Annotated in this window: 21 protein-coding genes; 12 read left to right on the forward strand and 9 right to left on the reverse strand. The window is 65.9% G+C overall.

Going from position 1 to position 20,886, the window contains the following annotated elements:
• Positions 1-26: 26 nt before the first annotated feature.
• Positions 27-431, reverse strand: a complete 405-nt coding sequence (locus BLS61_RS13215; RefSeq protein WP_013713264.1) for an acyl-CoA thioesterase — start codon at positions 429-431, stop codon at positions 27-29.
• A 363-nt stretch (positions 432-794) separates the two neighbouring features.
• Between BLS61_RS13215 and BLS61_RS13220 the strand changes: the two genes are divergently transcribed.
• From BLS61_RS13220 to BLS61_RS13235, 4 genes are all read left to right on the forward strand, one after another.
• Positions 795-992, forward strand: coding sequence for a hypothetical protein (locus BLS61_RS13220; protein WP_090431532.1), 198 nt, complete (start codon positions 795-797; stop codon positions 990-992).
• A 19-nt stretch (positions 993-1,011) separates the two neighbouring features.
• On the forward strand, positions 1,012-1,176 hold the full coding sequence (locus BLS61_RS13225) for a DUF1328 domain-containing protein (RefSeq protein ID WP_024306218.1): 165 nt from the start codon (positions 1,012-1,014) through the stop codon (positions 1,174-1,176).
• A gap of 15 nt (positions 1,177-1,191) precedes the next feature.
• A complete protein-coding gene (locus BLS61_RS13230) occupies positions 1,192-1,653 on the forward strand; it encodes an inhibitor of vertebrate lysozyme family protein (RefSeq protein WP_090431534.1) in 462 nt (153 codons plus the stop codon).
• Positions 1,654-1,817: 164 nt separating this feature from the next.
• Positions 1,818-3,047: a nucleoside recognition domain-containing protein gene (locus BLS61_RS13235; protein ID WP_090431536.1), complete on the forward strand. Its 1,230-nt coding sequence runs from the start codon at positions 1,818-1,820 to the stop codon at positions 3,045-3,047.
• A gap of 248 nt (positions 3,048-3,295) precedes the next feature.
• On the opposite strand, the gene BLS61_RS13240 is transcribed toward BLS61_RS13235, so the two are convergent.
• Positions 3,296-3,877, reverse strand: a complete 582-nt coding sequence (locus BLS61_RS13240; RefSeq protein ID WP_090431538.1) for a hypothetical protein — start codon at positions 3,875-3,877, stop codon at positions 3,296-3,298.
• 284 nt (positions 3,878-4,161) lie between these two features.
• Between BLS61_RS13240 and BLS61_RS13245 the strand changes: the two genes are divergently transcribed.
• On the forward strand, positions 4,162-5,139 hold the full coding sequence (locus BLS61_RS13245; protein WP_090431540.1) for an NAD-dependent epimerase/dehydratase family protein: 978 nt from the start codon (positions 4,162-4,164) through the stop codon (positions 5,137-5,139).
• On the opposite strand, the gene BLS61_RS13250 is transcribed toward BLS61_RS13245, so the two are convergent.
• Together BLS61_RS13250 and BLS61_RS13255 are read right to left on the reverse strand one after the other, a co-directional pair.
• Complete coding sequence (locus BLS61_RS13250) at positions 5,108-5,323, reverse strand: dodecin (RefSeq protein ID WP_090431542.1); 216 nt, start codon at positions 5,321-5,323, stop codon at positions 5,108-5,110. The genes BLS61_RS13245 and BLS61_RS13250 overlap by 32 nt on opposite strands.
• A gap of 120 nt (positions 5,324-5,443) precedes the next feature.
• Positions 5,444-6,322, reverse strand: a complete 879-nt coding sequence (locus tag BLS61_RS13255; protein ID WP_090431543.1) for a LysR family transcriptional regulator — start codon at positions 6,320-6,322, stop codon at positions 5,444-5,446.
• Between the two features lie 124 nt (positions 6,323-6,446).
• Between BLS61_RS13255 and trpB the strand changes: the two genes are divergently transcribed.
• Together trpB and trpA are read left to right on the forward strand one after the other, a co-directional pair.
• Positions 6,447-7,661, forward strand: a complete 1,215-nt coding sequence (gene trpB, locus BLS61_RS13260; protein ID WP_090431545.1) for a tryptophan synthase subunit beta — start codon at positions 6,447-6,449, stop codon at positions 7,659-7,661.
• Positions 7,658-8,467 (forward strand): tryptophan synthase subunit alpha, encoded by an 810-nt coding sequence (gene trpA / locus BLS61_RS13265; protein WP_090431547.1) that lies wholly within the window; start codon positions 7,658-7,660, stop codon positions 8,465-8,467. The genes trpB and trpA overlap by 4 nt, the downstream gene beginning before the upstream one ends.
• Before the next feature lie 74 nt (positions 8,468-8,541).
• On the opposite strand, the gene BLS61_RS13270 is transcribed toward trpA, so the two are convergent.
• Positions 8,542-9,978 carry a SulP family inorganic anion transporter gene (locus tag BLS61_RS13270; RefSeq protein WP_090431549.1) on the reverse strand — a complete coding sequence of 479 codons (1,437 nt, stop codon included), beginning with the start codon at positions 9,976-9,978 and terminating at the stop codon, positions 8,542-8,544.
• A gap of 203 nt (positions 9,979-10,181) precedes the next feature.
• On the opposite strand from BLS61_RS13270, the gene BLS61_RS13275 reads away from it, so the two are divergent.
• Entirely contained in the window at positions 10,182-10,925 is a 744-nt protein-coding gene (locus tag BLS61_RS13275; RefSeq protein WP_090431550.1) for an SDR family oxidoreductase, read from the forward strand.
• Positions 10,926-10,993: 68 nt separating this feature from the next.
• Here the strand turns inward: BLS61_RS13275 and dkgB are convergent, their stop codons facing one another.
• The gene (gene dkgB, locus BLS61_RS13280) at positions 10,994-11,797 is read right to left on the reverse strand and encodes a 2,5-didehydrogluconate reductase DkgB (protein WP_090431553.1); all 804 of its coding nucleotides are present in this window, start codon (positions 11,795-11,797) and stop codon (positions 10,994-10,996) included.
• A gap of 198 nt (positions 11,798-11,995) precedes the next feature.
• On the opposite strand from dkgB, the gene BLS61_RS13285 reads away from it, so the two are divergent.
• Positions 11,996-12,889 (forward strand): LysR substrate-binding domain-containing protein, encoded by an 894-nt coding sequence (locus tag BLS61_RS13285; RefSeq protein WP_090431555.1) that lies wholly within the window; start codon positions 11,996-11,998, stop codon positions 12,887-12,889.
• Positions 12,890-13,020: 131 nt separating this feature from the next.
• Here the strand turns inward: BLS61_RS13285 and pbpG are convergent, their stop codons facing one another.
• Together pbpG and BLS61_RS13295 are read right to left on the reverse strand one after the other, a co-directional pair.
• A complete protein-coding gene (pbpG, locus tag BLS61_RS13290) occupies positions 13,021-13,923 on the reverse strand; it encodes a D-alanyl-D-alanine endopeptidase (RefSeq protein WP_024306200.1) in 903 nt (300 codons plus the stop codon).
• A gap of 111 nt (positions 13,924-14,034) precedes the next feature.
• Complete coding sequence (locus tag BLS61_RS13295) at positions 14,035-14,955, reverse strand: choline sulfate utilization transcriptional regulator (RefSeq protein WP_090431557.1); 921 nt, start codon at positions 14,953-14,955, stop codon at positions 14,035-14,037.
• A 113-nt stretch (positions 14,956-15,068) separates the two neighbouring features.
• Here BLS61_RS13295 and betC point away from each other — a divergent pair, with 113 nt between their 5' ends.
• The 3 genes from betC (at position 15,069) to BLS61_RS13310 (ending at position 19,779) form a co-directional block, all read left to right on the forward strand.
• Positions 15,069-16,580: a choline-sulfatase gene (betC, locus tag BLS61_RS13300; protein ID WP_090431558.1), complete on the forward strand. Its 1,512-nt coding sequence runs from the start codon at positions 15,069-15,071 to the stop codon at positions 16,578-16,580.
• A 72-nt stretch (positions 16,581-16,652) separates the two neighbouring features.
• Positions 16,653-17,573, forward strand: coding sequence for a choline ABC transporter substrate-binding protein (locus BLS61_RS13305; protein WP_090431560.1), 921 nt, complete (start codon positions 16,653-16,655; stop codon positions 17,571-17,573).
• Between the two features lie 634 nt (positions 17,574-18,207).
• Positions 18,208-19,779: a SulP family inorganic anion transporter gene (locus BLS61_RS13310; RefSeq protein WP_090431562.1), complete on the forward strand. Its 1,572-nt coding sequence runs from the start codon at positions 18,208-18,210 to the stop codon at positions 19,777-19,779.
• A gap of 206 nt (positions 19,780-19,985) precedes the next feature.
• Here BLS61_RS13310 and aroE read toward each other — a convergent pair whose 3' ends face one another.
• Positions 19,986-20,807: a shikimate dehydrogenase gene (gene aroE / locus BLS61_RS13315; RefSeq protein ID WP_090431564.1), complete on the reverse strand. Its 822-nt coding sequence runs from the start codon at positions 20,805-20,807 to the stop codon at positions 19,986-19,988.
• Positions 20,808-20,886 lie beyond the last annotated feature (79 nt).

Below are 20,886 nucleotides of genomic sequence, written 5' to 3' on the forward strand. Positions count from 1 at the left end.
GATTCGCTGCTACGGCGCGAACTCGCTCAGCCGCGGCGCGGCGGCACCGGACGGGTGCGGCCACTGCCATCGATGGCGACGAAGACGAACACCGCTTCGGTGACCTTGCGCCATTCATTGGACAACGGATCGTCGCTCCATACCTCGACCATCATCTGGATCGAACTGCGGCCGATCTCCAGCGCCTGGGTATAGAAGGACAGCTGCGCACCCACCGCCACCGGCACCAGGAAGGCCATTCGATCGATAGCCACGGTCGCCACGCGGCCGCCTGCGACCTTGCTCGCCATCGCGGTGCCGGCGAGGTCCATCTGCGATACCAGCCAGCCGCCGTAGATGTCACCGAAACCATTGGTCTCGCGCGGTAACGCAGTGATCTGCAGGGCGAGGTCACCCTGGGGAATCGGGTCTTCCTGTTCGTAGTCGTTCATCGGCTCGAGACTCGCGGCGCGGTTGTTGTTCTGGGCGCGGAACCCGCATGGCACACGGGCGCAGCGAGTATACCGACTGTGCAGTCGACGGGCGACCGTTCTAGCCCGTCGCAGCGCTCGGCAAGCTCTGCGCCGTCGGGCAAAACGCACGACCGAGAAAACCGCATTCGGGCAGGATGCCCGCCACCACAGGCCATCACCCACTTTTAAATAATTGATTTAAAACAATTTTAATCAAAACGGCAGTCTGGCACGGGCGCTGCAATGTCCTGTTTGGGTAGCCGGTCATGCACCGGTCGCGATGCAAGAAAGGAAGAGACGGAATGCCACGCCATCCGCCTCGAACGCAACAGGAGAACCGCCATGTGGATAGTCGCTCTGGTATTGGCCAGCCTGCTGCTTCTGCTCAGCCTGATGCTCGCCAGCGTCCTGCTGATTGGCCAGACCCTGTGTGCGAGCCGCAACACCGCCGAGCTGGAGCTGCCCACGGGCGCTGAACCCCAGCCATCGGTCCCAAGCAACGCGCAAGACCCCTGGCCTGCCTGGGCCATTCCCCATTGATCCATCGAGGAGAAACACCATGCTAAGTTGGGCAGTCACTTTCCTGATCATCGCCATCATCGCCGCTGTACTGGGCTTCGGTGGTATCGCCGGCACCGCTGCAGGTATTGCCAAGATTCTGTTCGTAGTGTTCCTGGTGCTGTTCATCATCTCGTTCGTGATGGGCCGTCGCCCTCGGATGTGACGCAGGGAGACCTGGATGCAATCGATTCACGCCATCGCTGCCGCCCTGTTGCTGGGCGGCGCCCTGGCGGCGCAAGCCGCCGACCGCGACGCCAGTTTCCATCCCGGCGAGTTGCTGAGCAGTAACGCCGAGTACCGCGAAGCCTGGCAGGACCTGGTCAAGAACGAAGAACGCCTGCCGGACTGGCTGATCAATCTCAGTGGCCTGTCCACCCCGATGCAAGCCGTGGAAGCTGACGGTGATCGCTATCTGGTCGGCCAGGTGTGCGAAGCGCACAAGTGCTTCAGCCAGCGCGCCTATGTCGCCTTCGAATGGCAGGACGACGACGCCTATGCGCTTTACGTACAGGTGCCGGACGGCCTGCCGGAAGACCGCGCGCCCAGCGAACACGCCAGCCTGCGCTGGCTGGGCGACCCCGACGAGGAAATCCGGCAGATGCTGATGGAGCAGCTGCGCAACGATCCCAACTGGTATTGAGTGACGGCAGTTTGCCGGTTGTCCCCTGGAGACTGCCGGCGCGTTATCATCCCCCGCCATAACGGCATGCCCTCCGTCATCCGGCTCCCCGCGCCAGCTTTTCCCGCCGGGAGAAGGACACCCAGGAAGGCGTCGCTCGCGACTTCGAGCTAAGGGGGATCGCAATGCTCAATGGCCTGTGGCTGAGCTTTTTTCTGCTGGGCGCCGTCGCCGCCCTGGCGCGCTGGCTGCTAGGCGGCGACGCCAGCGTGTTCGCTGCCATGGTCGAGAGCCTGTTCGCCATGGCCAAGCTCTCGGTGGAGCTGATGGTGGTGCTGTTCGGCACCCTGACGCTGTGGCTGGGCCTGCTGCGTATCGCCGAGAAGGCCGGCCTGGTCGATCTGCTGGCGCGCCTGCTCGGCCCACTGTTCGCCCGCCTGATGCCGGAGGTGCCGCGCGGCCATCCGGCACTGGGGCTGATCAGCATGAACTTCGCCGCCAATGGCCTGGGCCTGGACAACGCCGCCACACCCATCGGCCTGAAAGCCATGCGTGCCCTGCAGGATCTCAACCCCAGCGCCACCACCGCGAGCAATGCGCAGATTCTGTTCCTGGTGCTCAACACCTCGTCACTGACCCTGCTGCCGGTATCGATCTTCATGTACCGCGTGCAGCAGGGCGCCGAGGACCCGACCCTGGTGTTCCTGCCGATCCTGCTCGCCACCAGCGCCTCGACGCTGGCCGGGCTGCTGGCGGTGGCGCTGGTGCAACGCCTGCGCCTGTGGGACCCGGTGGTACTGGCCTACCTGATTCCTTCCGCGTTGCTGCTCGGCAGCTTCATGGCGCTGCTCGCCGGCATGAGCGCCGCGGCCCTGGCGGCGCTGTCCTCGCTGCTCGGCAACCTTACCCTGTTCGGTCTGATCCTGCTGTTTCTGGTGGTCGGTGCGCTGCGCCGGGTGGCGGTGTACGAAAGCTTCATCGAGGGTGCCAGGGAAGGCTTCGACGTGGCCAAGAGCCTACTGCCGTACCTGGTGGCCATGCTCTGCGCCATTGGTGTGCTGCGCGCCTCCGGCGCCCTGGATTTCGGCCTCGACGGCATCCGCTGGCTGGTCGAGGCGCTGGGCTGGGATACCCGTTTCGTCGATGCCCTGCCCACCGCACTGATGAAGCCGTTCTCCGGTGGCGCCGCGCGCGCCATGCTGATCGAGACCATGGAGAACTTCGGCGTCGACAGCTTCCCGGCGCTAGTCGCGGCCACGGTGCAGGGCAGTACCGAAACCACCTTCTACGTGCTGGCGGTGTACTTCGGCGCCGTCGGCCTGCAGCGTGCGCGGCATGCGGTGGGCTGCGCGCTGGTCGCCGACGCGGCCGGGATCATCGCCGCCATCGGCGTGTGCTACTGGTTCTTCGGCTAGACGGTCTACCGCCTCCTGCCGGGCTTTCAGGGTGTCCGACGCCGCCCGGGCCGCACTCCGATACCCTCGAATATCCGGCTGCGATCTGTAGAACATTGGTGCGCATGGCGCACCCTACTGGGCGGTGGACGTTCTTGTCACCGGCGTATGGCTGAGGGCGGTCGTAGGTGCGCCGTGCGCACCACTGTGCAGATATTCCCGACCATGGCCAACCCGGCCGCGATACGGGAGCGCTTGGCGCACGGCGGCTATTCGCCGAAACCGAGCGTCCTGCCGGCCCAGGTCAGCAGCGGATCATCATGCTCGTACTGGCGCAGGGCGAGGAGCTTGGGCGCGACGAAGGCCTCGAAATCCTCGGCACGCTCGAAGTAGACGCCGGTGAAAATGGCGAACATCGACTTGTTGCCCACCGTGGCATAGAACAGGTTGCCCACCGGCTCACCGTCCTGGGTCAGCAGCTTGAGGCTGGCGCGCGCGGCCAGTTTGGTCTGCAGCGGCAGCTCCTGCTCCACCAGGCCGCTGCCGCGCAGGCCGAACGAAGCGCCGAAGGTTTCCGCGTAGCTGGTCATCAGCGCGTCGCTGGCACGCGGATAGAGCGAGACGCCGCTGTAGAGGTAGAACCAGTCGCTGCCTTCGCTCTCGAAGCTGAGGTCGATGCTGCGCGCCGCGTAGGTCACCAGCTTCTCGTAACGACCACCATCCGGCGCGTCGTAGGCGGAGAAATCCTCCCCGCTGAGCAACAGACGGCGCTCTTCGACGAGCGGAGCTTCACTCTCGATGCAGCCGCCGAGCGACAGCGCGACCAGCAGCATCAGCAGCGATCTGAACATGGCATTCCTCCCTGAACGTGCGCCGCCAGCTTGCCCGAATCGCCAGGAGCTCGCCAGCGATCGCCGTGCGCGCTGTGCACGAGGCCACACCGTTGGTCGGCTCGCGCGCACAGGCATGGCCAATAGCCAGCTCCCCCGCCACCTGGCGGCATTCCTCGACCTAGACTGGCAGAGGGCTGACAACTACAGACACCAGGCCTGCTCAGCGCATGCCCAGCAAGCACCGCCGTGCTTGCCGCGATCGAACGGGCCAGGCGGACGCTCTGCGCCGCGGGGAGATACCCATGCGCATTCTGATCACCGGCGCAGCCGGCTTCATCGGCCATCAACTGCTCGACGAACTGGCCATCCAGCACCCCGAATGGACCCTGATCGCCGCGGACATTCGTCCCCTCGACAGCCGTGGGCTGAAAGCCAATGTCGAGCCGGTCCTCCTCGACATGGGCCGCCCGGCGCAGGTACGCGCCTGCATCGCCGGCTGGAAGCCGGACGCCATCGTCCACCTGGCCACGGTGATAAGGCCGCCACGCGACATGAGCGAGGCGCACCTGCATGCCATCGAAGTCGGCGGCACCCAATGCCTGGTGGACAGCGCCGCGGTCAATGGCGTACGCCAGCTGATCGTCACCAGCTCCGGCGCCGCCTACGGCTACACACCGGACAACGCCGAATGGATCGACGAGCAGCATCCCCTGCGCGGCCATCCGCACTTCGCCTACGCCCGGCACAAGCTAGAGATCGAGCAGCTGCTGGCACGCAGCCGCGCCCAGCATCCGCAGTTGCGTCAGCTGATCCTGCGCCCCGGCACCATTCTCGGCCGTCGCCTGAACAACCCGGTCAGCGACCTGTTCAAGAAACACGCCGTGCTCGGCGTACGCGGCCACGACAGCCGCTTCGTGTTCATCTGGGAGCAGGATGTGGTCGGCATCATCCGCCAGGGGCTGGAGCAAGCCAGCGAAGGCATCTACAACCTGGCCGGTGACGGCGCACTGAGCCTGGCGGAAATCGCCGAGATACTGGGCAAGCCCTACCGCCCGCTGCCGGCGATGCTGCTGGCCGGCGCGCTGCGCCTGCTCAAGCCGCTGGGGCTGAGCCAGTACGGCCCGGAGCAGCTGGATTTCCTGCGCTACCGGCCGGTACTGAGCAACCAGCGGCTGAAAGACGAATTCGGCTACCAGCCACGCTATTCCAGCCGTGAAGCCTTCTTCGCCTTTCTCAACGCTCAGGGCATCAGCTACCGCTCAGGCGAAAGCCGACCTTGAGCGTGACCTGATAGTGACCCACCTTGCCGTTCTCGATATGGCCGCGCGTGTCGACCACCTCGAACCAGTCCATGTTGCGCACGCTCTTGGCGCACTCGGCCAGGGCGTTCTCGATGGCATCCTCGATGCTGGTGCGGGACGAGCCGACGATTTCGATCTTCTTGTAGGTGTGGTGATCGGTCATGACAGAACTCCTGTGGCTTGAAGGTACTTCTTCAGACTAGCCGCACGGATGTAAGTGTCATCTAACGCTGGTGCACTGGCGTCGCGCCTTGCGCCATGCGATCTGACGAGGCGCCGGCGTTCACGCCAGCTCTTCGCGCAGCCAGCGCGCCAGACGCTCGCTGCGCGGGTCGGCGCGACGCGTCCACAGCGCCAGGCAGCCGCTGGTCTCGACGAAGCCCCAGGGCGCCACCAGGCGACCGGCGCACAGGTCGTCAGCCACCAGCGTCTGTGGCGCGATGGCGACACCGAGCCCGGCAGCGGCTGCCTCCAGCAGGTAATAGAGATGTTCGAAACCCTGGCCCTGCTGCAGTCGCTCGGGCGCCAGCCCCTTGGCCTGCGCCCACTGTGGCCAGGCCTGCGGGCGCGAGGTGGTGTGCAGCAAGGCTTCGGTATACAGCGCATCGGCTGAAGCCGCCGCCAAGCGCGCATGGTTGGCGTAGCGCGGGCTCAGCACCGGGCCGATGCGCTCGGCCGCCAGCTCGAACACCTGCATGTCGGCCGGCCAGGGCGGGTCGGCGAACAGCAGGGTGGCGTCCACCTCGGCGCTGCGCGGGTCCAGCTCGCCCTGGCTGGCCGAGAGTTGCAGGCGCAGCTCGGGCAGTTCGCGCTGCAGGCGATCCAGGCGCGGGATGAACCAGCGCGCCAGCAGGCTGCCCGGGCAGCCGAGCACGAAGGGACGCTCCTCGGTTTCGCGGCGCAGCGTGGCGCAGGTATCGCGCAGGCGCTCGAAGGCCTCCGCAGCGGCATCGCGCAGGCGAAGACCGGCGGCGGTGAGCTTGACGCCACGGCCGTCCTTTTCGAAAAGGCTCACGGCAAGCTGTTCTTCCAGAGCACGGATTTGTCGGCTGATGGCACCGTGGGTCACGTGTAGCTCTTCCCCGGCACGGCTGATGCTCATAAGGCGCGCCGAGGCCTCGAAGGCTCGCAGGGCGTTGAGTGGAGGCAGTTCACGACTCATGGATTTGTGACTTTTTCTGACATGTCACTGCAATCTAATCGCTTTTCCCCATCTCGGCCAGGGGTAGAATGAACCCATCACTCACTCGCCCTGCTAGCCATTGGCTGTCGACAAGGAGCACGCCATGACCTCATTTCGTACCGGCCCCGACGCTCGCGGCCTGTTCGGCCGCTTCGGTGGTCAGTTCGTCGCCGAAACCCTGATGCCGCTGATCAACTCGCTGGCCGCCGAGTACGAGAAGGCCAAGAGCGATCCGGCCTTCCTCGAAGAGCTGGCCTACTTCCAGCGCGACTACATCGGCCGCGCCAGCCCGCTGTATTACGCCGAACGCCTGAGTCAGCACTTCGGCGGGGCGAAGATCTACCTCAAGCGCGAAGACCTCAATCACACCGGCGCGCACAAGATCAACAACTGCATCGGCCAGATCCTCCTGGCCAAGCGCATGGGCAAGCAGCGCATCATCGCCGAGACCGGCGCCGGCATGCACGGCGTGGCCACCGCCACCGTGGCCGCGCGTTTCGGCATGCAGTGCGTGGTTTACATGGGCACCACCGACATCGACCGCCAGCAGGCCAACGTCTTCCGCATGAAGCTGCTCGGCGCCGAGGTGATTCCGGTCACCGCCGGCACCGGCACCCTCAAGGACGCCATGAACGAGGCCCTGCGCGACTGGGTGACCAACGTTCACAACACCTTCTACCTGATCGGCACCGCAGCGGGCCCGCACCCGTACCCGGCCATGGTCCGCGACTTCCAGTCGGTGATCGGCAACGAAGTGCGCGAGCAGATCCTGGCCAAGGAAGGGCGTCTGCCCGACTCGCTGGTGGCCTGCATCGGCGGTGGCTCCAACGCCATCGGCCTGTTCCACCCCTTCCTCGATGACGAAGGCGTGCAGATCGTCGGCGTCGAGGCGGCCGGCCACGGCATCGACACCGGCAAGCATGCGGCGAGCATGGCCGGCGGCGCGCCGGGCGTGCTGCACGGCAACCGCACCTTCCTGCTGCAGGACGACGACGGCCAGATCACCGATGCCCACTCGATTTCCGCCGGCCTCGACTACCCCGGCGTCGGCCCGGAACACGCCTGGTTGCACGAGATCAAGCGCGTCGAATACGTGCCGATCAGCGATGACGAAGCCCTCGAGGCCTTCCACCAGTGCTGCCGCCTGGAAGGCATCATCCCGGCCCTGGAAAGCGCTCATGCGCTGGCCGAAACCTTCAAGCGTGCGCCGAAGCTGCCCAAGGATCACCTGATGGTGATCAACCTGTCCGGTCGTGGCGACAAGGACATGCAGACCGTGATGCACCACATGCAGGACAACCAGGAGAAGCACGCATGAGCCGCCTGCAGAACCGTTTCGCCGAACTGAAAGCGGAAAACCGCGCCGCGCTGGTGACCTTCATCACCGCCGGCGACCCCGACTACGCCACCTCGCTGAGCATCCTCAAGGGCCTGCCGGACGCTGGCGCCGACGTGATCGAACTGGGCATGCCGTTCACCGACCCGATGGCCGACGGCCCGGCCATCCAGCTCGCCAACATCCGCGCGCTGGCCGGCAAGCAGGGCATGCAGCAGACGCTGCAGATGGTTCGCGAATTTCGCGAGGGCAACCAGAGCACGCCGCTGGTGCTGATGGGCTACTACAACCCGATCTTCGTCTACGGCGTCGAGCGCTTCATCAGCGACGCCAAAGAGGCCGGCGTCGACGGTCTGATCGTGGTCGACCTGCCGCCGGAGCACAACGACGAGCTGTGCGAGCCGGCGCAGAGCGCAGGCATGGACTTCATCCGCCTGACCACCCCGACCACCGACGACGACCGCCTGCCCACCGTGCTGGCTGGCAGCTCCGGCTTCGTCTACTACGTGTCGGTGGCCGGCGTGACCGGCGCCGGCGCGGCGACCATGGATCACGTCGAGGAAGCCGTGGCCCGCCTGCGTCGCCACACCGATCTGCCGCTGTGCATCGGCTTCGGCATCCGCACCCCGGAGCACGCCGCCGAAGTAGCCAGGCGCGCCGAGGGCGCGGTGGTCGGCTCGGCGCTGATCGACAAGATCGCCGAGGCGAAGAGCCCGCAGCAGGCTATCGACGGCGTGCTCGGCCTGTGCCGCGAACTGGCCGAAGGGGTACGCGGCGCGCGCCGCTGATCGCTTTCGATCCCCCCAAAAAATCGCTGCACCTGGCGACAGGGCAGCGGTTTTTTCATTATGGCATCAGCCGTCTATTCGCCCGCGCGCTTGAGCAACTGCTTGCAACGGTCGGACAGGTGCACCACGCGCAGATGCTTGCCGGCGCGTTCGTAGCGTTCGCGCAGGGTCTTCAGCGCGGCGATGGCCGAGTAGTCGACGAAGCTCAGGTGGCGGCAGTCCAGGGTCACTTGTTGCGGGTCTTCGGCCGGCTCGAACTGCGCCAGGAAGGTGGTGCAGGAGGCGAAGAACAGTGTGCCATGCACGCGGTACAGCTTGCTGCCGTCGGCCTGCATATCGCTGTCGGCATAGAGTTCGCGGGCATGCTGCCAGGCGAAGTTGAGCGCGGCGATGACGATGCCGCAGAGCACGGCGGTGGCCAGGTCGGTGGCCACGGTGATGGCGGTCACGGCGACTATCACCAGCACGTCGTTGGCCGGCACCTTGCCGGCCACGCGCAGCGAACCCCAGGCAAAGGTCTGCTGCGCCACCACGAACATCACACCCACCAGTGCTGCCAGGGGGATGCGTTCGATCAGCGGCGAGAGGAACAGCACGAAGAGCAGGATCATCACCCCGGCGACAACGCCGGACAGCCGCCCACGCCCGCCGGAACTGAGGTTGATCACCGTCTGGCCGATCATCGCGCAGCCGCCCATACCGCCAAACGCGCCGGACACCATGTTGGCCGCACCGAGCGCCACACATTCGCGATCCGGATGGCCACGGGTGGCGGTGATCTCGTCGGTGAGGTTCAGCGTCAGCAGGGTTTCCAGCAGGCCGACCAGGGCCATCAGCACCGCATAGGGAGCGATGATGGCGAGGGTTTCCAGGTTCCAGGGAATGTCCGGCAGCATCAGGCTCGGCAGCCCGCCGGCGATCTGCGCCATATCGCCAAGGGTGTGGGTCGGCAGATCCAGCAGGTAGACCAGCGCGCCGATGCCGAGGATCGCCACCAGGGCCGGCGGCACCGCGCGGGTCAGGCGCGGCAGCAGGTAGACGATGACCATGGTCAGCGCCACCAGACCGAGCATCAGGTGCAGCGCCTTGCCCTGCAGCCAGTGGCCGTCGTGCTGGAAATGCTCGAGCTGGGCCAGGGCGATGATGATGGCCAGGCCGTTGACGAAGCCCAGCATCACCGGATGTGGCACCATGCGGATCAGCTTGCCCAGGCGCAGCAGGCCGAACGCCAGCATGATCAGGCCGCCGAGCAGCACCGTTGCCAGCAGGTACTGCACACCGTGCTGCACCACCAGTGCGACGATCACTACCGCCATCGAGCCGGCCGCGCCGGAAATCATGCCCGGCCGCCCGCCGAACAGTGCGGTAAGGGTGCAGATGATGAAGGCGCCATACAGCCCCATCAGCGGGTTGACCTGGGCCACCAGGGCGAAGGCGATGCATTCGGGCACCAGGGCGAAGGACGAGGTCAGGCCGGCCAGCAGGTCGGCGCGCAAGCTTGCAGGTTTCATGAGCAGGTGCGGGTCGCTAGAAGGGCGCGCATGGTAACCCCCGAGTCCGCTAGGGGCCACCCGTCCTGCCCACTGGTTACTGACGAGCCTCTGCCGTAGGGTGGACAACGCTTTTTTGTCCACCATTGGACTCGTCAGGTGGTGGACGGGTGACGCGTCGTCCACCTTACGCATGATGACCACAACGAACAGGAGACCTCCCCATGAGCAAGAACCTGCTGATCACCGGTGCCAGCCGTGGCATCGGCCGCGCCACCGCCCTGCTGGCCGCCGCTGGCGGCTGGACGGTCGGGGTGAACTACCGCAGCGACCGCGCCGCCGCCGATGAGGTGGTGGCGCAGATCGAAGCCATGGGCGGCACTGCCGTCGCCTTACCGGGCGATGTCGCGGTCGAAGAGGATGTACAAAGCCTGTTCGCGGCCATGGACAAGTTCGGCCCGCTGCACGGTCTGGTGGTCAATGCCGGCATCGTCGCGCCGCCCCTGCCGCTGCTGGAGATGAGCGGCGAGCGCCTGCGCCGTATGTTCGACGTCAACGTGCTGGGCAGCTACCTGACCGCTCGCGAAGGTGCGCGGCGCATGGCCCGTAGCCGCGGCGGTGAAGGTGGCTCGATGGTGCTGGTGTCGTCGGTTGCCGCCAGCCTTGGCGCACCTTTCGAGTACGTCGACTACGCCGGGGCGAAAGGCGCCATGGATGTGCTGACCCGCGGCCTGGCCAAGGAACTGGGCGGTGAGGGCGTAAGGGTCAACGCCGTGCGGCCGGGGCTGATCGATACCGAGATCCACGCCAGTGGCGGCCAGCCGGACCGCGCCGAGCGCCTCGGCAGAACCACGCCACTGGGGCGCGCCGGGCGTGCCGAGGAAGTCGCGGAAGCGATCATCTGGCTGCTCGGTGACAAGGCCAGCTACACCACCGGTGCACTGATCGATATAGCTGGCGGCCGATAGCGCCCAGAGTCGCGGCTAAAGCCCCTCCCACACATTCGTGGTCAGGCCTGCGCACCAAAACCAACGGCTCAATCCCAGCGCGGCGCAAAGCCCGGGTTGGCAACGCGTTCGCCACGATCCAGCGCCTCGATGGCTGCCATGTCTTCGGTGCTCAGGCGCAGCTCGGCAGCGGCCAGGTTGGCGGCCAGGTTCTCGCGCTTGGTCGAGGAGGGGATCACCGTATAGCCCTGCTGCAGCGACCAGGCCAGGGCCACCTGGGCCGGGCTGGCGCCATGGGCGGCGGCGATGCGCTGGATCTCCGGTTCAGCCAGCACCTTGCCGTAGGCCAGCGGCATGTAGGCGGTCAGATGGATACCCTGCTGCCGAGCGAATGTCACCAGCTTGCGATTCTGCAGCAGCGGATGGATTTCCACCTGGTTGGTGGCGATTTCGTCCACGCCCACGGCCTCGATGGCCTCGCGCAAATGGGCGATGGTGAAGTTGGACACACCGATGGCCGCGGTCAGCCCCTGGCGCTTGGCCTCGAGCAGCTCGCCCAGATACTGCGCCACGGGAATCTCGTCATTCGGCGACGGCCAGTGGATCAGGGTCAGGTCGACCCGCTCCAGGCCCAGGCGCTGCAGGCTCTCGCGCAGGCTGGGAAGCACCCGGCCACTGCCGAGGTTCTCGGTCCACACCTTGGTGGTGACGAACAGCTCGTCACGCGCCACGCCGCTGTCGGCAATGGCCTGGCCGACCTCGGCCTCGTTGCCGTAGATCTGCGCCGTGTCGATATGCCGGTAGCCCAGCTCCAGACCGGTGCGCACCGAGTCGACGGCGACCTGATCCTTGAGACGGAAGGTGCCGAGGCCGAAGGGGGGAATGAATTTCATGAGAAGCTCCTCACAGATTGCAGAACGCTGGCCGAGCATCGGAACGCAACGGGTATCGAAAGATTCGGCAGCATCGATCAGGCAAAAGTTGCAGCACCTTGCCTGGCGGCGAGCGGGGTTGAGGTGGCGCAGTATCCGCGCCAGACTCCTGCGGAAAAAGCCGGAAACTCCACAAGCACCTTTGACTGAAGATCAACAATGAAAACCAGCCTGGAAGAAATGCTCGCCTTCGTCAGCGTGGTCGACAGCGGTTCGATCAGCGCCGCGGCCGAGCAGCTGGAACAAACCGCCTCGGGTGTCAGCCGCGCACTGAGTCGCCTGGAGGAAAAGCTCGGCGTTACCCTGCTGCGCCGCACCACGCGACGCCTGGAGCTGACCGAAGAGGGTGAGGTGTTCCTGGCTCAGGCGCGGCGCATCCTGGCCAGCGTCGAGGAAGCCGAGGAGCAGATGACCCTGCGCCGCCAGGCACCGGCAGGGCGCTTGCGCATAAACACCGCCTCGCCCTTCATGCTGCATGCGATCGTGCCGCTGATCGGCGAATTTCGCGCGCTTTATCCGCAGATCGAGCTGGAACTGCACAGCGACGACCGCATCATCGACCTGCTGGAACGACGCACAGACCTGGCCATCCGCATAGGTCATCTGCCGGACTCCAGCCTGCACGCGCGGCCCCTGTGTCACAGCTATCGTCGCGTGCTGGCCAGCCCCAAGTACCTGCGCCGGCAGGGTACGCCGGCACGCACCGAAGACCTGTCGGGACACAGCCTGATCGGTTTCACCGAGCCTGACAGCCTCAATGAATGGCCTCTGCGCCATGCCCTCGGCGAACGCTGGCGCATCACCCCAAGCCTGCGCGCCTCCAGCGGCGATACCGTTCTCGCACTGGCCCTGGCCGGCGAGGGTGTGGTGTGCCTGTCGGATTTCATGACCGATACCGCTCGCGCCAGCGGCGCATTGGTGGAGGTGCTGGCCGAGCAACGGGTGGAGGTGCGCCAGCCAATCAACGCGGTGTACTACCGCAACACCGCGCTGGCGTCGCGCATCACCTGTTTTCTCGATTTCCTCAGCGAACGGCTGGGCTGCCCGCGTTGACGCACCACGACCGTAGCCCGGATGCAATCCGGGACCCATCTGACGGTTTCCCCGGATTGCATCCGGGCTACACGACGGCACAACGAAAAAGGGCGACTCACCGAGCCGCCCTTCTCTGCATCAGTGCCAGGTCATTGCGCGGCCTGCAAGCTCCACTCGGCGAGCTTCTGCTGCTTGTAGCTGAGGGCGGCGGCCGGCACCGGGGTGACCTTGCCAGTCTCCATCCAGCGTTTGAGGCGGTTGGCGTCGGCCATATGGGTGTACTTGCCGAAGGCGCCGAGCACCACGAAAGCCACCGGACGGTTGGCGATGGTGGTGGCCATCACCAGGCAGCGACCGGCGGCGTTGGTGAAGCCGGTCTTGCTCAGGTTGATGTTCCAGTCGGCCTTGCGCACCAGCGCATTGGTATTGCGAAAGCCCAGGGTGTAATTGGGCTTGCGGAAGGCCACGGTGGCTTCGGAATCGGTGCTGAACTGGTGGATCAGCGGGTACTGGTTGGCCGCCTTGACCATCAGCGCCAGATCACGGGCGGTGGCAACGTTCTGTTCGGACAGGCCGGTGGGTTCGACGAAGTGGCTGTTGTGCATGCCCAGCGCCCTGGCCTTGGCGTTCATCGCCGCGACGAAGGCCGCATGGCCGCCCGGATAATGGTGAGCGAGGCTGGCGGCGGCACGGTTCTCCGAGGACATCAGCGCCAGGTGCAGCATGTCGCGCCGGCTGATCTCGCTGCCGATACGCACGCGGGAGAACACGCCCTGCATTTCCTTGGTGTCACGGATGGTGATCGGCAAGACCTCGTCCAGCGGCAGCTTGGCGTCGAGCACCACCATGGCGGTCATCAGTTTGGTGACCGAGGCGACCGGCAGGCGCAGATCCGGGTTGCTGGAATACAGCTCCTGGCCGGTTTTCAGATCGATCAGCAATGCACTACCGGCGGCCAGCTCCTGCTTGGGCTGGGCTGGCGCGGCCTGGAGGTTCGAAACAACAAGGCTACCGCACAGCAGCAGGCCCAAAATCGAATGACGGAGTTTCACGGTTCAGCTCACCGGTTGGAGTGGAGGGGCCGCAAGCACATTTCGCACGATGGCGGTGTGCGGCGGCGCTCAGTATAGGGACTCGGCGCCCGCTATTGCAGTATGGCCCGGTTAAACGGTCGCCGCTGGCGAATCCAGCTCGGCCTGCAACCAGTCGACGAAACGCGCGGTCAGGCGCTGGCGGCGCTTGCGCTCGGGCAGTACCAGGTAGTAGCCGAGCGCCGAGTGCGCTTCGGCCTCGCCCAGACGACAGAGCAGCCCCTGCGCGAGAAGTTCATCCACCAGATGGCGCCAGCCGATGGCCACGCCTTGCCCGGCGATTGCGGCCTGGATCAGCAGGGTGTAGTTGTCGAAGCGCAGGGCACCGGGCATCGGCTGGCTGGCGATGCCGAGGGCGCGGAACAAGCCCTCCCAGTCGAACCAGCGCGAACGGTGTTCCGGGCGCAGGTGCAACAGTGGCAGCTCGGTCAGCACCTGGGCCGGCAGCGGCGGCTGACGCTCACCGAGCAGACGCGGGCTGCACACCGGGAACACCTCTTCACGAAACAGCAGATGCGCTTCGCCGTGCTTGAAACGACCATCGCCGAAGCGGATCGCCACGTCGATGTCACTGGGCACCGCGGCCGGGTCGCGCTCGCTGGTGATCAGGCTGACGTCCACCTCCGGATACAGGCGGTTGAAGCGCTGCAGACGCGGCATCAGCCAGTAGGCGGCGAAGGCGAAGTCGGTGGCCACCTGCAGCACCTCATGCTGCTGACGCGCGGTAACGGCGACGAGCCCGGCATCGAGACTCGTCAGCCCTTCCTGCACATGCGCCAGCAGCAGTTCGCCGGCTTCAGTCAGGACGATGCCGCGATAGACGCGATCGAACAGGCGCGTGGCCAGTTGCTGCTCGAGGCGTTTGATCTGCTGGCTGATGGCCGGCTGGCTGCTGCCCAGTTCGCTGGCAGCGGCGGTGAAACTGAGCTGGCGCGCCGCCGACTCGAACACCCGCAGCGCGTCGAGCGACAGCCCATCGATGGCTTTGAACATAAGCCCTGCTTATCCGAGGCATGTGTCGCAGCCGGGTTTACCCTGCTGCCGTTCTACCGGAATCATGGAGACAGCACTGTCGCATAAACCAACAGTATGGAATAGCCGCCACCATGAAGCGCCCGAACATCCTCTTCATCATGGCCGACCAGATGGCCGCGCCGATACTGCCGCTGCACGACGCCGCCTCGCCGGTGCAGATGCCCAACCTGATGAAGCTGGCCGAGCAGGCCGTGGTGTTCGACTCGGCCTACTGCAACAGCCCGCTCTGCGCACCGTCGCGCTTCACCCTGGTCAGCGGCCGCCTGCCGTCGAAGATCGGCGCCTATGACAACGCTGCCGACTTCCCCGCCGACGTGCCCACCTACGCCCACTACCTGCGCCGCCTCGGCTACCGCACGGCGCTGTCGGGCAAGATGCACTTCTGCGGCCCGGACCAGCTGCATGGCTACGAGGAGCGCCTGACCAGCGACATCTACCCGGCCGACTACGGCTGGGCGGTGAACTGGGACGAGCCGGACGTGCGCGCCAGCTGGTACCACAACATGTCCTCGGTGCTGCAGGCCGGCCCCTGCGTGCGCAGCAATCAGCTGGATTTCGACGAGGAGGTGGTGTTCAAGGCGCGCCAGTATCTCTATGACCACGTGCGCCTGACGCCGGAGCAGCCGTTCTGCCTGACCGTGTCGATGACCCACCCGCACGACCCCTACACCATTCCCCGCGAATACTGGGATCGCTACGAAGGCGTGGACATCCCCATGCCGCGCCAACACATCGAGCAGGCCGAGCAGGATCCGCACTCGCAGCGCCTGCTCAAGGTCATCGACCTGTGGGACAAGCCGCTGCCCGAGGACAGGATCCGCGACGCCCGCCGCGCCTACTTCGGTGCCTGCAGCTATATCGACGACAACATCGGCAAGCTGCTGGGGACCCTGGAGGAATGCGGCCTGGCCGAAGACACCCTGATCGTCTTCTCCGGCGACCACGGCGACATGCTGGGCGAGCGCGGCCTCTGGTACAAGATGCACTGGTTCGAGATGTCCGCCCGCGTGCCGCTGCTGGTGCATGCCCCGAAGCGCTTCGCCGCGCATCGGGTCAGCCAGTCGGTCTCAACCCTCGATCTGCTGCCTACCCTGGTGGAACTGGCCGGCGGCCAGATCGAGCAGGGCCTGGAACTGGAAGGCCGCTCACTGCTGCCGCACCTCAAGGGTGAGGGCGGGCATGACGAAGTGCTCGGCGAATACATGGCCGAAGGCACGCTCAGCCCGCTGATGATGATTCGCCGCGGGCCATGGAAGTTCGTCTATTCCGAACAGGACCCGCTGCTGCTGTTCAACCTGGACAATGACCCGCTCGAGCGTCAGAACCTGGCCGAGTCCAGCGAGCACAAGGGCATCCTCGCCGGTTTCCTCGCCGAGGCCCGCGAACGCTGGGATATCCCGGCGATCCACGCCGCCACCCTGGCCAGCCAACGCCGTCGCCGACTGGTGGCCGAGGCGCTGAGCCAGGGCAAGCTGACCAGTTGGGATCACCAGCCCTGGGTCGACGCCAGCCAGCAGTACATGCGCAACCACATCGACCTCGACGACCTGGAGCGCCGCGCGCGCTTTCCGGCAGTCGGTTGAACCTTTGCTCCACGCCACGAGCCTGAGCCTTGAAGCTGCCACCCCAAAACAGAAGAAAAAAGGAGAGACGCCATGAACCGATTCAGTGTGCTGTTACTCGCCACCGCGCTCAGCAGCGCCGGCAATGTCTGGGCCGAGGATGCAGCCTGCAGCACGGTCAAGCTCGGTGATCCCGGCTGGAGCGACATCGCCGTGACCAACGGCATCGCCAGCTTCCTGCTCGACGGCCTGGGCTACAGGGCGGAAAGCCAGACCCTGGCCGTGCCGATCATCTTCGCCGGGCTGCAGAAAGGCCAGGTCGACGTCTTCCTCGGCAACTGGATGCCTGCGCAGCAGAGCAACTACGACAAGTTCGTCGCCAGCGGCGAGGTGGACAAACTGGCGCAGAATCTCGAAGGCACCGAATACACCCTGGCCGTACCGACCTATGCCTATGAGGCCGGGGTGAAAACCTTCGCCGACCTCGACAAGCACGCCGACAAATTCGGCAAGAAGCTTTACGGCATCGCTTCCGGCTCGCCGGCCAACGAGTCGATCAGGCAGATGATCGCCGCCGACGAGTTCGGCCTCGGTGACTGGAAACTGGTGGAATCCAGCGAGCAGGCGATGCTGGTACAGGTGGGCCGTGCGGTGAAGCGCGAGCAGTTCGTGGTGTTTCTCGGCTGGACGCCGCATCCGATGAACGTGCAGTACGACATGAAGTACCTCAAGGGCGGCGAGAAATATTTCGGCGACAGCGGCCAGGTCAACACCCTGGCGCGCAAGGGCTATGCCGCGCAGTGCCCGAACGTCGGCAAGCTGCTCGCCAACCTCAAGTTCACCCAGGACATGGAGAACGCCATCATGGATCAGGTGCTGAGCAAGCAGGCCAGCAACGACGCGGCGATCAAGGCCTGGCTCAAGGCCAACCCGCAGGTGCTCGATGGTTGGTTGCAGGGCGTCACCACCCGCGACGGCGGCGATGGCCTGGCTGCGGTGAAGGCGCGACTTTGAATGCGGAGCGCTCGTTCGGGCAGGAGCGAACGGGCAGCGTTCCGCTTTATTCGCGATCATGGTCGGGCACCGAGCCAAACCCCGTCGCGAATACATTGAGGGTGCAAAGACCCGTAGGGTAGGCCGTAGGGTGTAATGCTGTTCACATAAGAAACGGTGGAACGCGATCAGTCCCCTCGCCCCTCTGGGGAGAGGGTTAGGGCGGGCCGCGTTCGGCGAGGGGAAACAGGCGGTTTCGCGGTGTTTCCGACCCTCTCCCCCAGCCCCTCTCCCATGAATGGGCGAGGGGAGCAAGGCGTGTGCAACCTTAAGTGAACAGCATTAGGCCGTAGGGTGGGCTTTAGCCCACCAGCGGTAGTTGGCATGGGCTAAAGCGGATCGCCGCCCGGCCCACCCACAAGGCTCCCGAGCCTTCCCTGGAACCCTGGCAACAGCTACCCGGGACATAGCCAACGAACTCGCTCCACCAGCGGTAAAAACCTTAACTGAGCGGCCTTGGGCGCCTGACCGTTACGCAATTTCATCACGGCTATCGCGCTCCGAGCGCGGCGCGGAACGATCCGGATGGTTCCGCAACGGCTGCCGGGCCGCGTCGTTTACACTTCATTTCCCGGACGAAGCAAGCCAGCCAACGATGCCGCTACCCGATCTCCACACTCTGTTGCCCTTCCTGCGCTGGCTGCCCGGCACCAGCCGCAAGACCCTCGGCAACGACCTGCTGGTCGGCCTGACCGGGGCGGTGCTGGCCCTGCCGCAGTCGCTGGCCTATGCGCTGATCGCCGGCCTGCCCGCCGAGTACGGCCTGTACGCTGCCATCGTGCCGGTGATCGTCGCCTGCCTGTGGGGCTCGTCCTGGCACCTGATCTGCGGGCCGACGGCGGCCATCTCCATCGTCCTGTTCACCAGCGTCAGCCCGCTGGCCAAAGCCGGCAGCGAACAGTTCATCGCCCTGGTGCTGCTGCTGACCTTCCTCGCCGGGCTGTTCCAGTGGTTGCTCGGCCTGCTGCGCTTCGGCGCTCTGGTCAACTTCGTCTCGCAATCGGTGGTGCTCGGCTTCACCCTGGGCGCGGCGCTGGTCATCGCCATCGGCCAGATTCCCAACCTGCTGCGGGTGGAAATCGCCAGCCAGGCCACCGCCCTGGCCAGCCTGTTGCAGATCGGTCGACACCTGCCCGAGGCGCACTGGCCGAGCCTGGCCCTGGCCGCCTTCACCCTGCTGCTCTGTGTGGCGATACGACACCTGTGGCCGAAGGCACCAGCGCTGCTGGTCGGCCTGGTCGCCGGCAGTGCACTGGTGTGGCTGTTGCCGGAACGCCTGGTTGGCGGCATCGCCCTGGTTAGCGCCTTCGAGGGCGGCCTGCCGCCCTTCACGCCGCTGCAGTTCGACCTCAACAGCCTGCTGCAGCTGCTGCCGGCGGCGGTGGCCTGCGGCATGCTCGGGCTGGTCATCAGCCTGTCCATCGCCCGCGCCCTGGCGGTCAAATCGCACCAGTTCCTCGATGCCAATCAGGAGGTGCGCGCCCAAGGGCTGTCGAACATGCTCGGCCCCTGGTTCGCCGGCTCGCTGTCGGCAGGTTCCTTCACCCGCTCGGCACTCAACCTGCAGAGCGGCGCGCGCACGCCGCTGGCCGGGGTGTTCTCGGCATTGCTGGTAGCGCTGTTCGCGGTGTTCGGCGCGGCATTGCTGGCGCATGTTCCGCTGCCGGTGATGGCCGCCGGCATCCTGCTGATCTGCTGGGGCCTGGTCGATCTGGCGGCGATCCGCGCGCTGCGCCGGGTCAGCCGTGCGGAGTTCGCGGTGATGCTGCTGACCCTGCTGGCCACTCTTTTGCTGGAACTACAGACGGCGATCTACGCCGGCGTGCTGGCCTCGCTGTTCTTCTACCTCAAACGCACCTCGCAACCGCGCGTGCGCCTGTGGCAGGACGGCGACGACGAGGTGCTGCGCATCGAGGGCTCGATCTTCTTCGGCGCCTGCCATTACATCCAGCAGCTGCTGCAGCGCAGCCGCGGTCAGCGTCTGGTGATCGACGCGCGGCATATCAACTTCATCGACTACGCCGGGGTGGAGATGCTGCACCAGGAAGCGCGCCGCCTGCAGGCATTGCAACGCAGCCTGGTGCTGCGCCAGGCGCGGCCGCAGGTGGTGGAGGAGCTTCTCAAGCTCGAAAGCGCCGAGCGCTGCCCGGTGCAGTTCGAGGATTGAGCCAGATAGGAGCGGTGCGCACGGCGCACCCTACGGACCGGTGTTGCCCTCGCCATCGGTGTTGGGCTACCGGCGGCAAAGGTAGCGATACCCCCTACTTACCGTGCCCGGCAGGGCGGATATCGTAGGGTGCGCCGTGCGCACCAGCTATCGAGCCGTCCGGGCGGCGACGTGCCCCCACAGGCCGGAGCGGGGAAGACTCAGGCTCAGCCCGCCAGCTGACGGCGCAATTCGGCCAGCACCGGCGCGGTGTTCGGGCGCACGCCGCGCCATAGCGCGAAGGCTTCGGCGGCCTGCTCGACCAGCATGCCGAGGCCATCCAGGCAGCGCGCGGCACCGTGCTCGGCCGCCCAGCGGTTGAAGGCGGTGGGCTCCTTGCCATACATCATGTCGTAGCAGAGCGTGTGACCCGGCTGGATCAGGCTCGGCGCAATCGGCGGCAGCTCACCACCAAGGCTGGCGGAAGTACCGTTGACGATCAGGTCCACCGGCGCGTCGATCCAGTCGAAACCAGCGGCGACCAGAGGGCCGAGATCGGCGAATTCGCGCACCAGCTGTTCGGCCTTGCTTAGGGTGCGGTTGGCGATCACCAGTACCGCCGGCTTCTGCGCCAGGAAGGGTTCGAGCACACCGCGCACGGCGCCACCGGCACCCAGCACAAGGATGCGCTTGCCAGCCAGGCTGAAACCGGCGTTGGCCTGCAGGTCGCGGGTCAGCCCGGCACCGTCGGTGTTGTCGCCGAGCAGGCGGCCGTCTGCCAGTTTCTTCAGGGTATTCACCGCACCGGCGCGGCGGGCGCGCTCAGTGAGCTCGTCGGCCAGGCGAAAGGCCTCTTCCTTGAACGGTACGGTGACATTGGCGCCCAGGCCGTCGGCGAAGAAGGCACGGGCATCGCCGACGAAATCGTCCAGCGGTGCAAGCCGCGCTTCGTAGGTCAGCGCCTGGCCGGTCTGCTCGGCGAACAGCCGGTGGATCAGCGGTGACTTGCTGTGGCCGATGGGGTTGCCGAAGACGCAGTAGCGGTCCATGGAAAGTCCTTGAAGGAAGTTGCCGGCTTTTCTCGTAGGGTGCGCCATGCGCACCGGGTACTCTCTGGTGCGCGCAGCG

The organism is Ectopseudomonas guguanensis, assembly GCF_900104265.1.
Taxonomy (GTDB): Bacteria; Pseudomonadota; Gammaproteobacteria; order Pseudomonadales; family Pseudomonadaceae; genus Aquipseudomonas; species Aquipseudomonas guguanensis.

Excerpts from the sequence above, each read along its gene's own strand:
- BLS61_RS13240 (WP_090431538.1), bottom strand. The coding sequence starts at position 3,877 with ATGTTCAGATCGCTGCTGATGCTGCTGGTCGCGCTGTCGCTCGGCGGC.
- BLS61_RS13235 (WP_090431536.1), top strand. The coding sequence starts at position 1,818 with ATGCTCAATGGCCTGTGGCTGAGCTTTTTTCTGCTGGGCGCCGTCGCC.
- BLS61_RS13310 (WP_090431562.1), top strand. The coding sequence starts at position 18,208 with ATGCCGCTACCCGATCTCCACACTCTGTTGCCCTTCCTGCGCTGGCTG.
- BLS61_RS13250 (WP_090431542.1), bottom strand. The coding sequence starts at position 5,323 with ATGACCGATCACCACACCTACAAGAAGATCGAAATCGTCGGCTCGTCC.
- BLS61_RS13295 (WP_090431557.1), bottom strand. The coding sequence starts at position 14,955 with ATGTTCAAAGCCATCGATGGGCTGTCGCTCGACGCGCTGCGGGTGTTC.
- BLS61_RS13220 (WP_090431532.1), top strand. The coding sequence starts at position 795 with ATGTGGATAGTCGCTCTGGTATTGGCCAGCCTGCTGCTTCTGCTCAGC.
- BLS61_RS13245 (WP_090431540.1), top strand. The coding sequence starts at position 4,162 with ATGCGCATTCTGATCACCGGCGCAGCCGGCTTCATCGGCCATCAACTG.
- BLS61_RS13270 (WP_090431549.1), bottom strand. The coding sequence starts at position 9,978 with ATGAAACCTGCAAGCTTGCGCGCCGACCTGCTGGCCGGCCTGACCTCG.
- betC (WP_090431558.1), top strand. The coding sequence starts at position 15,069 with ATGAAGCGCCCGAACATCCTCTTCATCATGGCCGACCAGATGGCCGCG.
- BLS61_RS13230 (WP_090431534.1), top strand. The coding sequence starts at position 1,192 with ATGCAATCGATTCACGCCATCGCTGCCGCCCTGTTGCTGGGCGGCGCC.
- BLS61_RS13275 (WP_090431550.1), top strand. The coding sequence starts at position 10,182 with ATGAGCAAGAACCTGCTGATCACCGGTGCCAGCCGTGGCATCGGCCGC.
- trpA (WP_090431547.1), top strand. The coding sequence starts at position 7,658 with ATGAGCCGCCTGCAGAACCGTTTCGCCGAACTGAAAGCGGAAAACCGC.
- aroE (WP_090431564.1), bottom strand. The coding sequence starts at position 20,807 with ATGGACCGCTACTGCGTCTTCGGCAACCCCATCGGCCACAGCAAGTCA.
- BLS61_RS13215 (WP_013713264.1), bottom strand. The coding sequence starts at position 431 with ATGAACGACTACGAACAGGAAGACCCGATTCCCCAGGGTGACCTCGCC.
- BLS61_RS13305 (WP_090431560.1), top strand. The coding sequence starts at position 16,653 with ATGAACCGATTCAGTGTGCTGTTACTCGCCACCGCGCTCAGCAGCGCC.
- trpB (WP_090431545.1), top strand. The coding sequence starts at position 6,447 with ATGACCTCATTTCGTACCGGCCCCGACGCTCGCGGCCTGTTCGGCCGC.
- BLS61_RS13225 (WP_024306218.1), top strand. The coding sequence starts at position 1,012 with ATGCTAAGTTGGGCAGTCACTTTCCTGATCATCGCCATCATCGCCGCT.
- BLS61_RS13255 (WP_090431543.1), bottom strand. The coding sequence starts at position 6,322 with ATGAGTCGTGAACTGCCTCCACTCAACGCCCTGCGAGCCTTCGAGGCC.
- BLS61_RS13285 (WP_090431555.1), top strand. The coding sequence starts at position 11,996 with ATGAAAACCAGCCTGGAAGAAATGCTCGCCTTCGTCAGCGTGGTCGAC.
- dkgB (WP_090431553.1), bottom strand. The coding sequence starts at position 11,797 with ATGAAATTCATTCCCCCCTTCGGCCTCGGCACCTTCCGTCTCAAGGAT.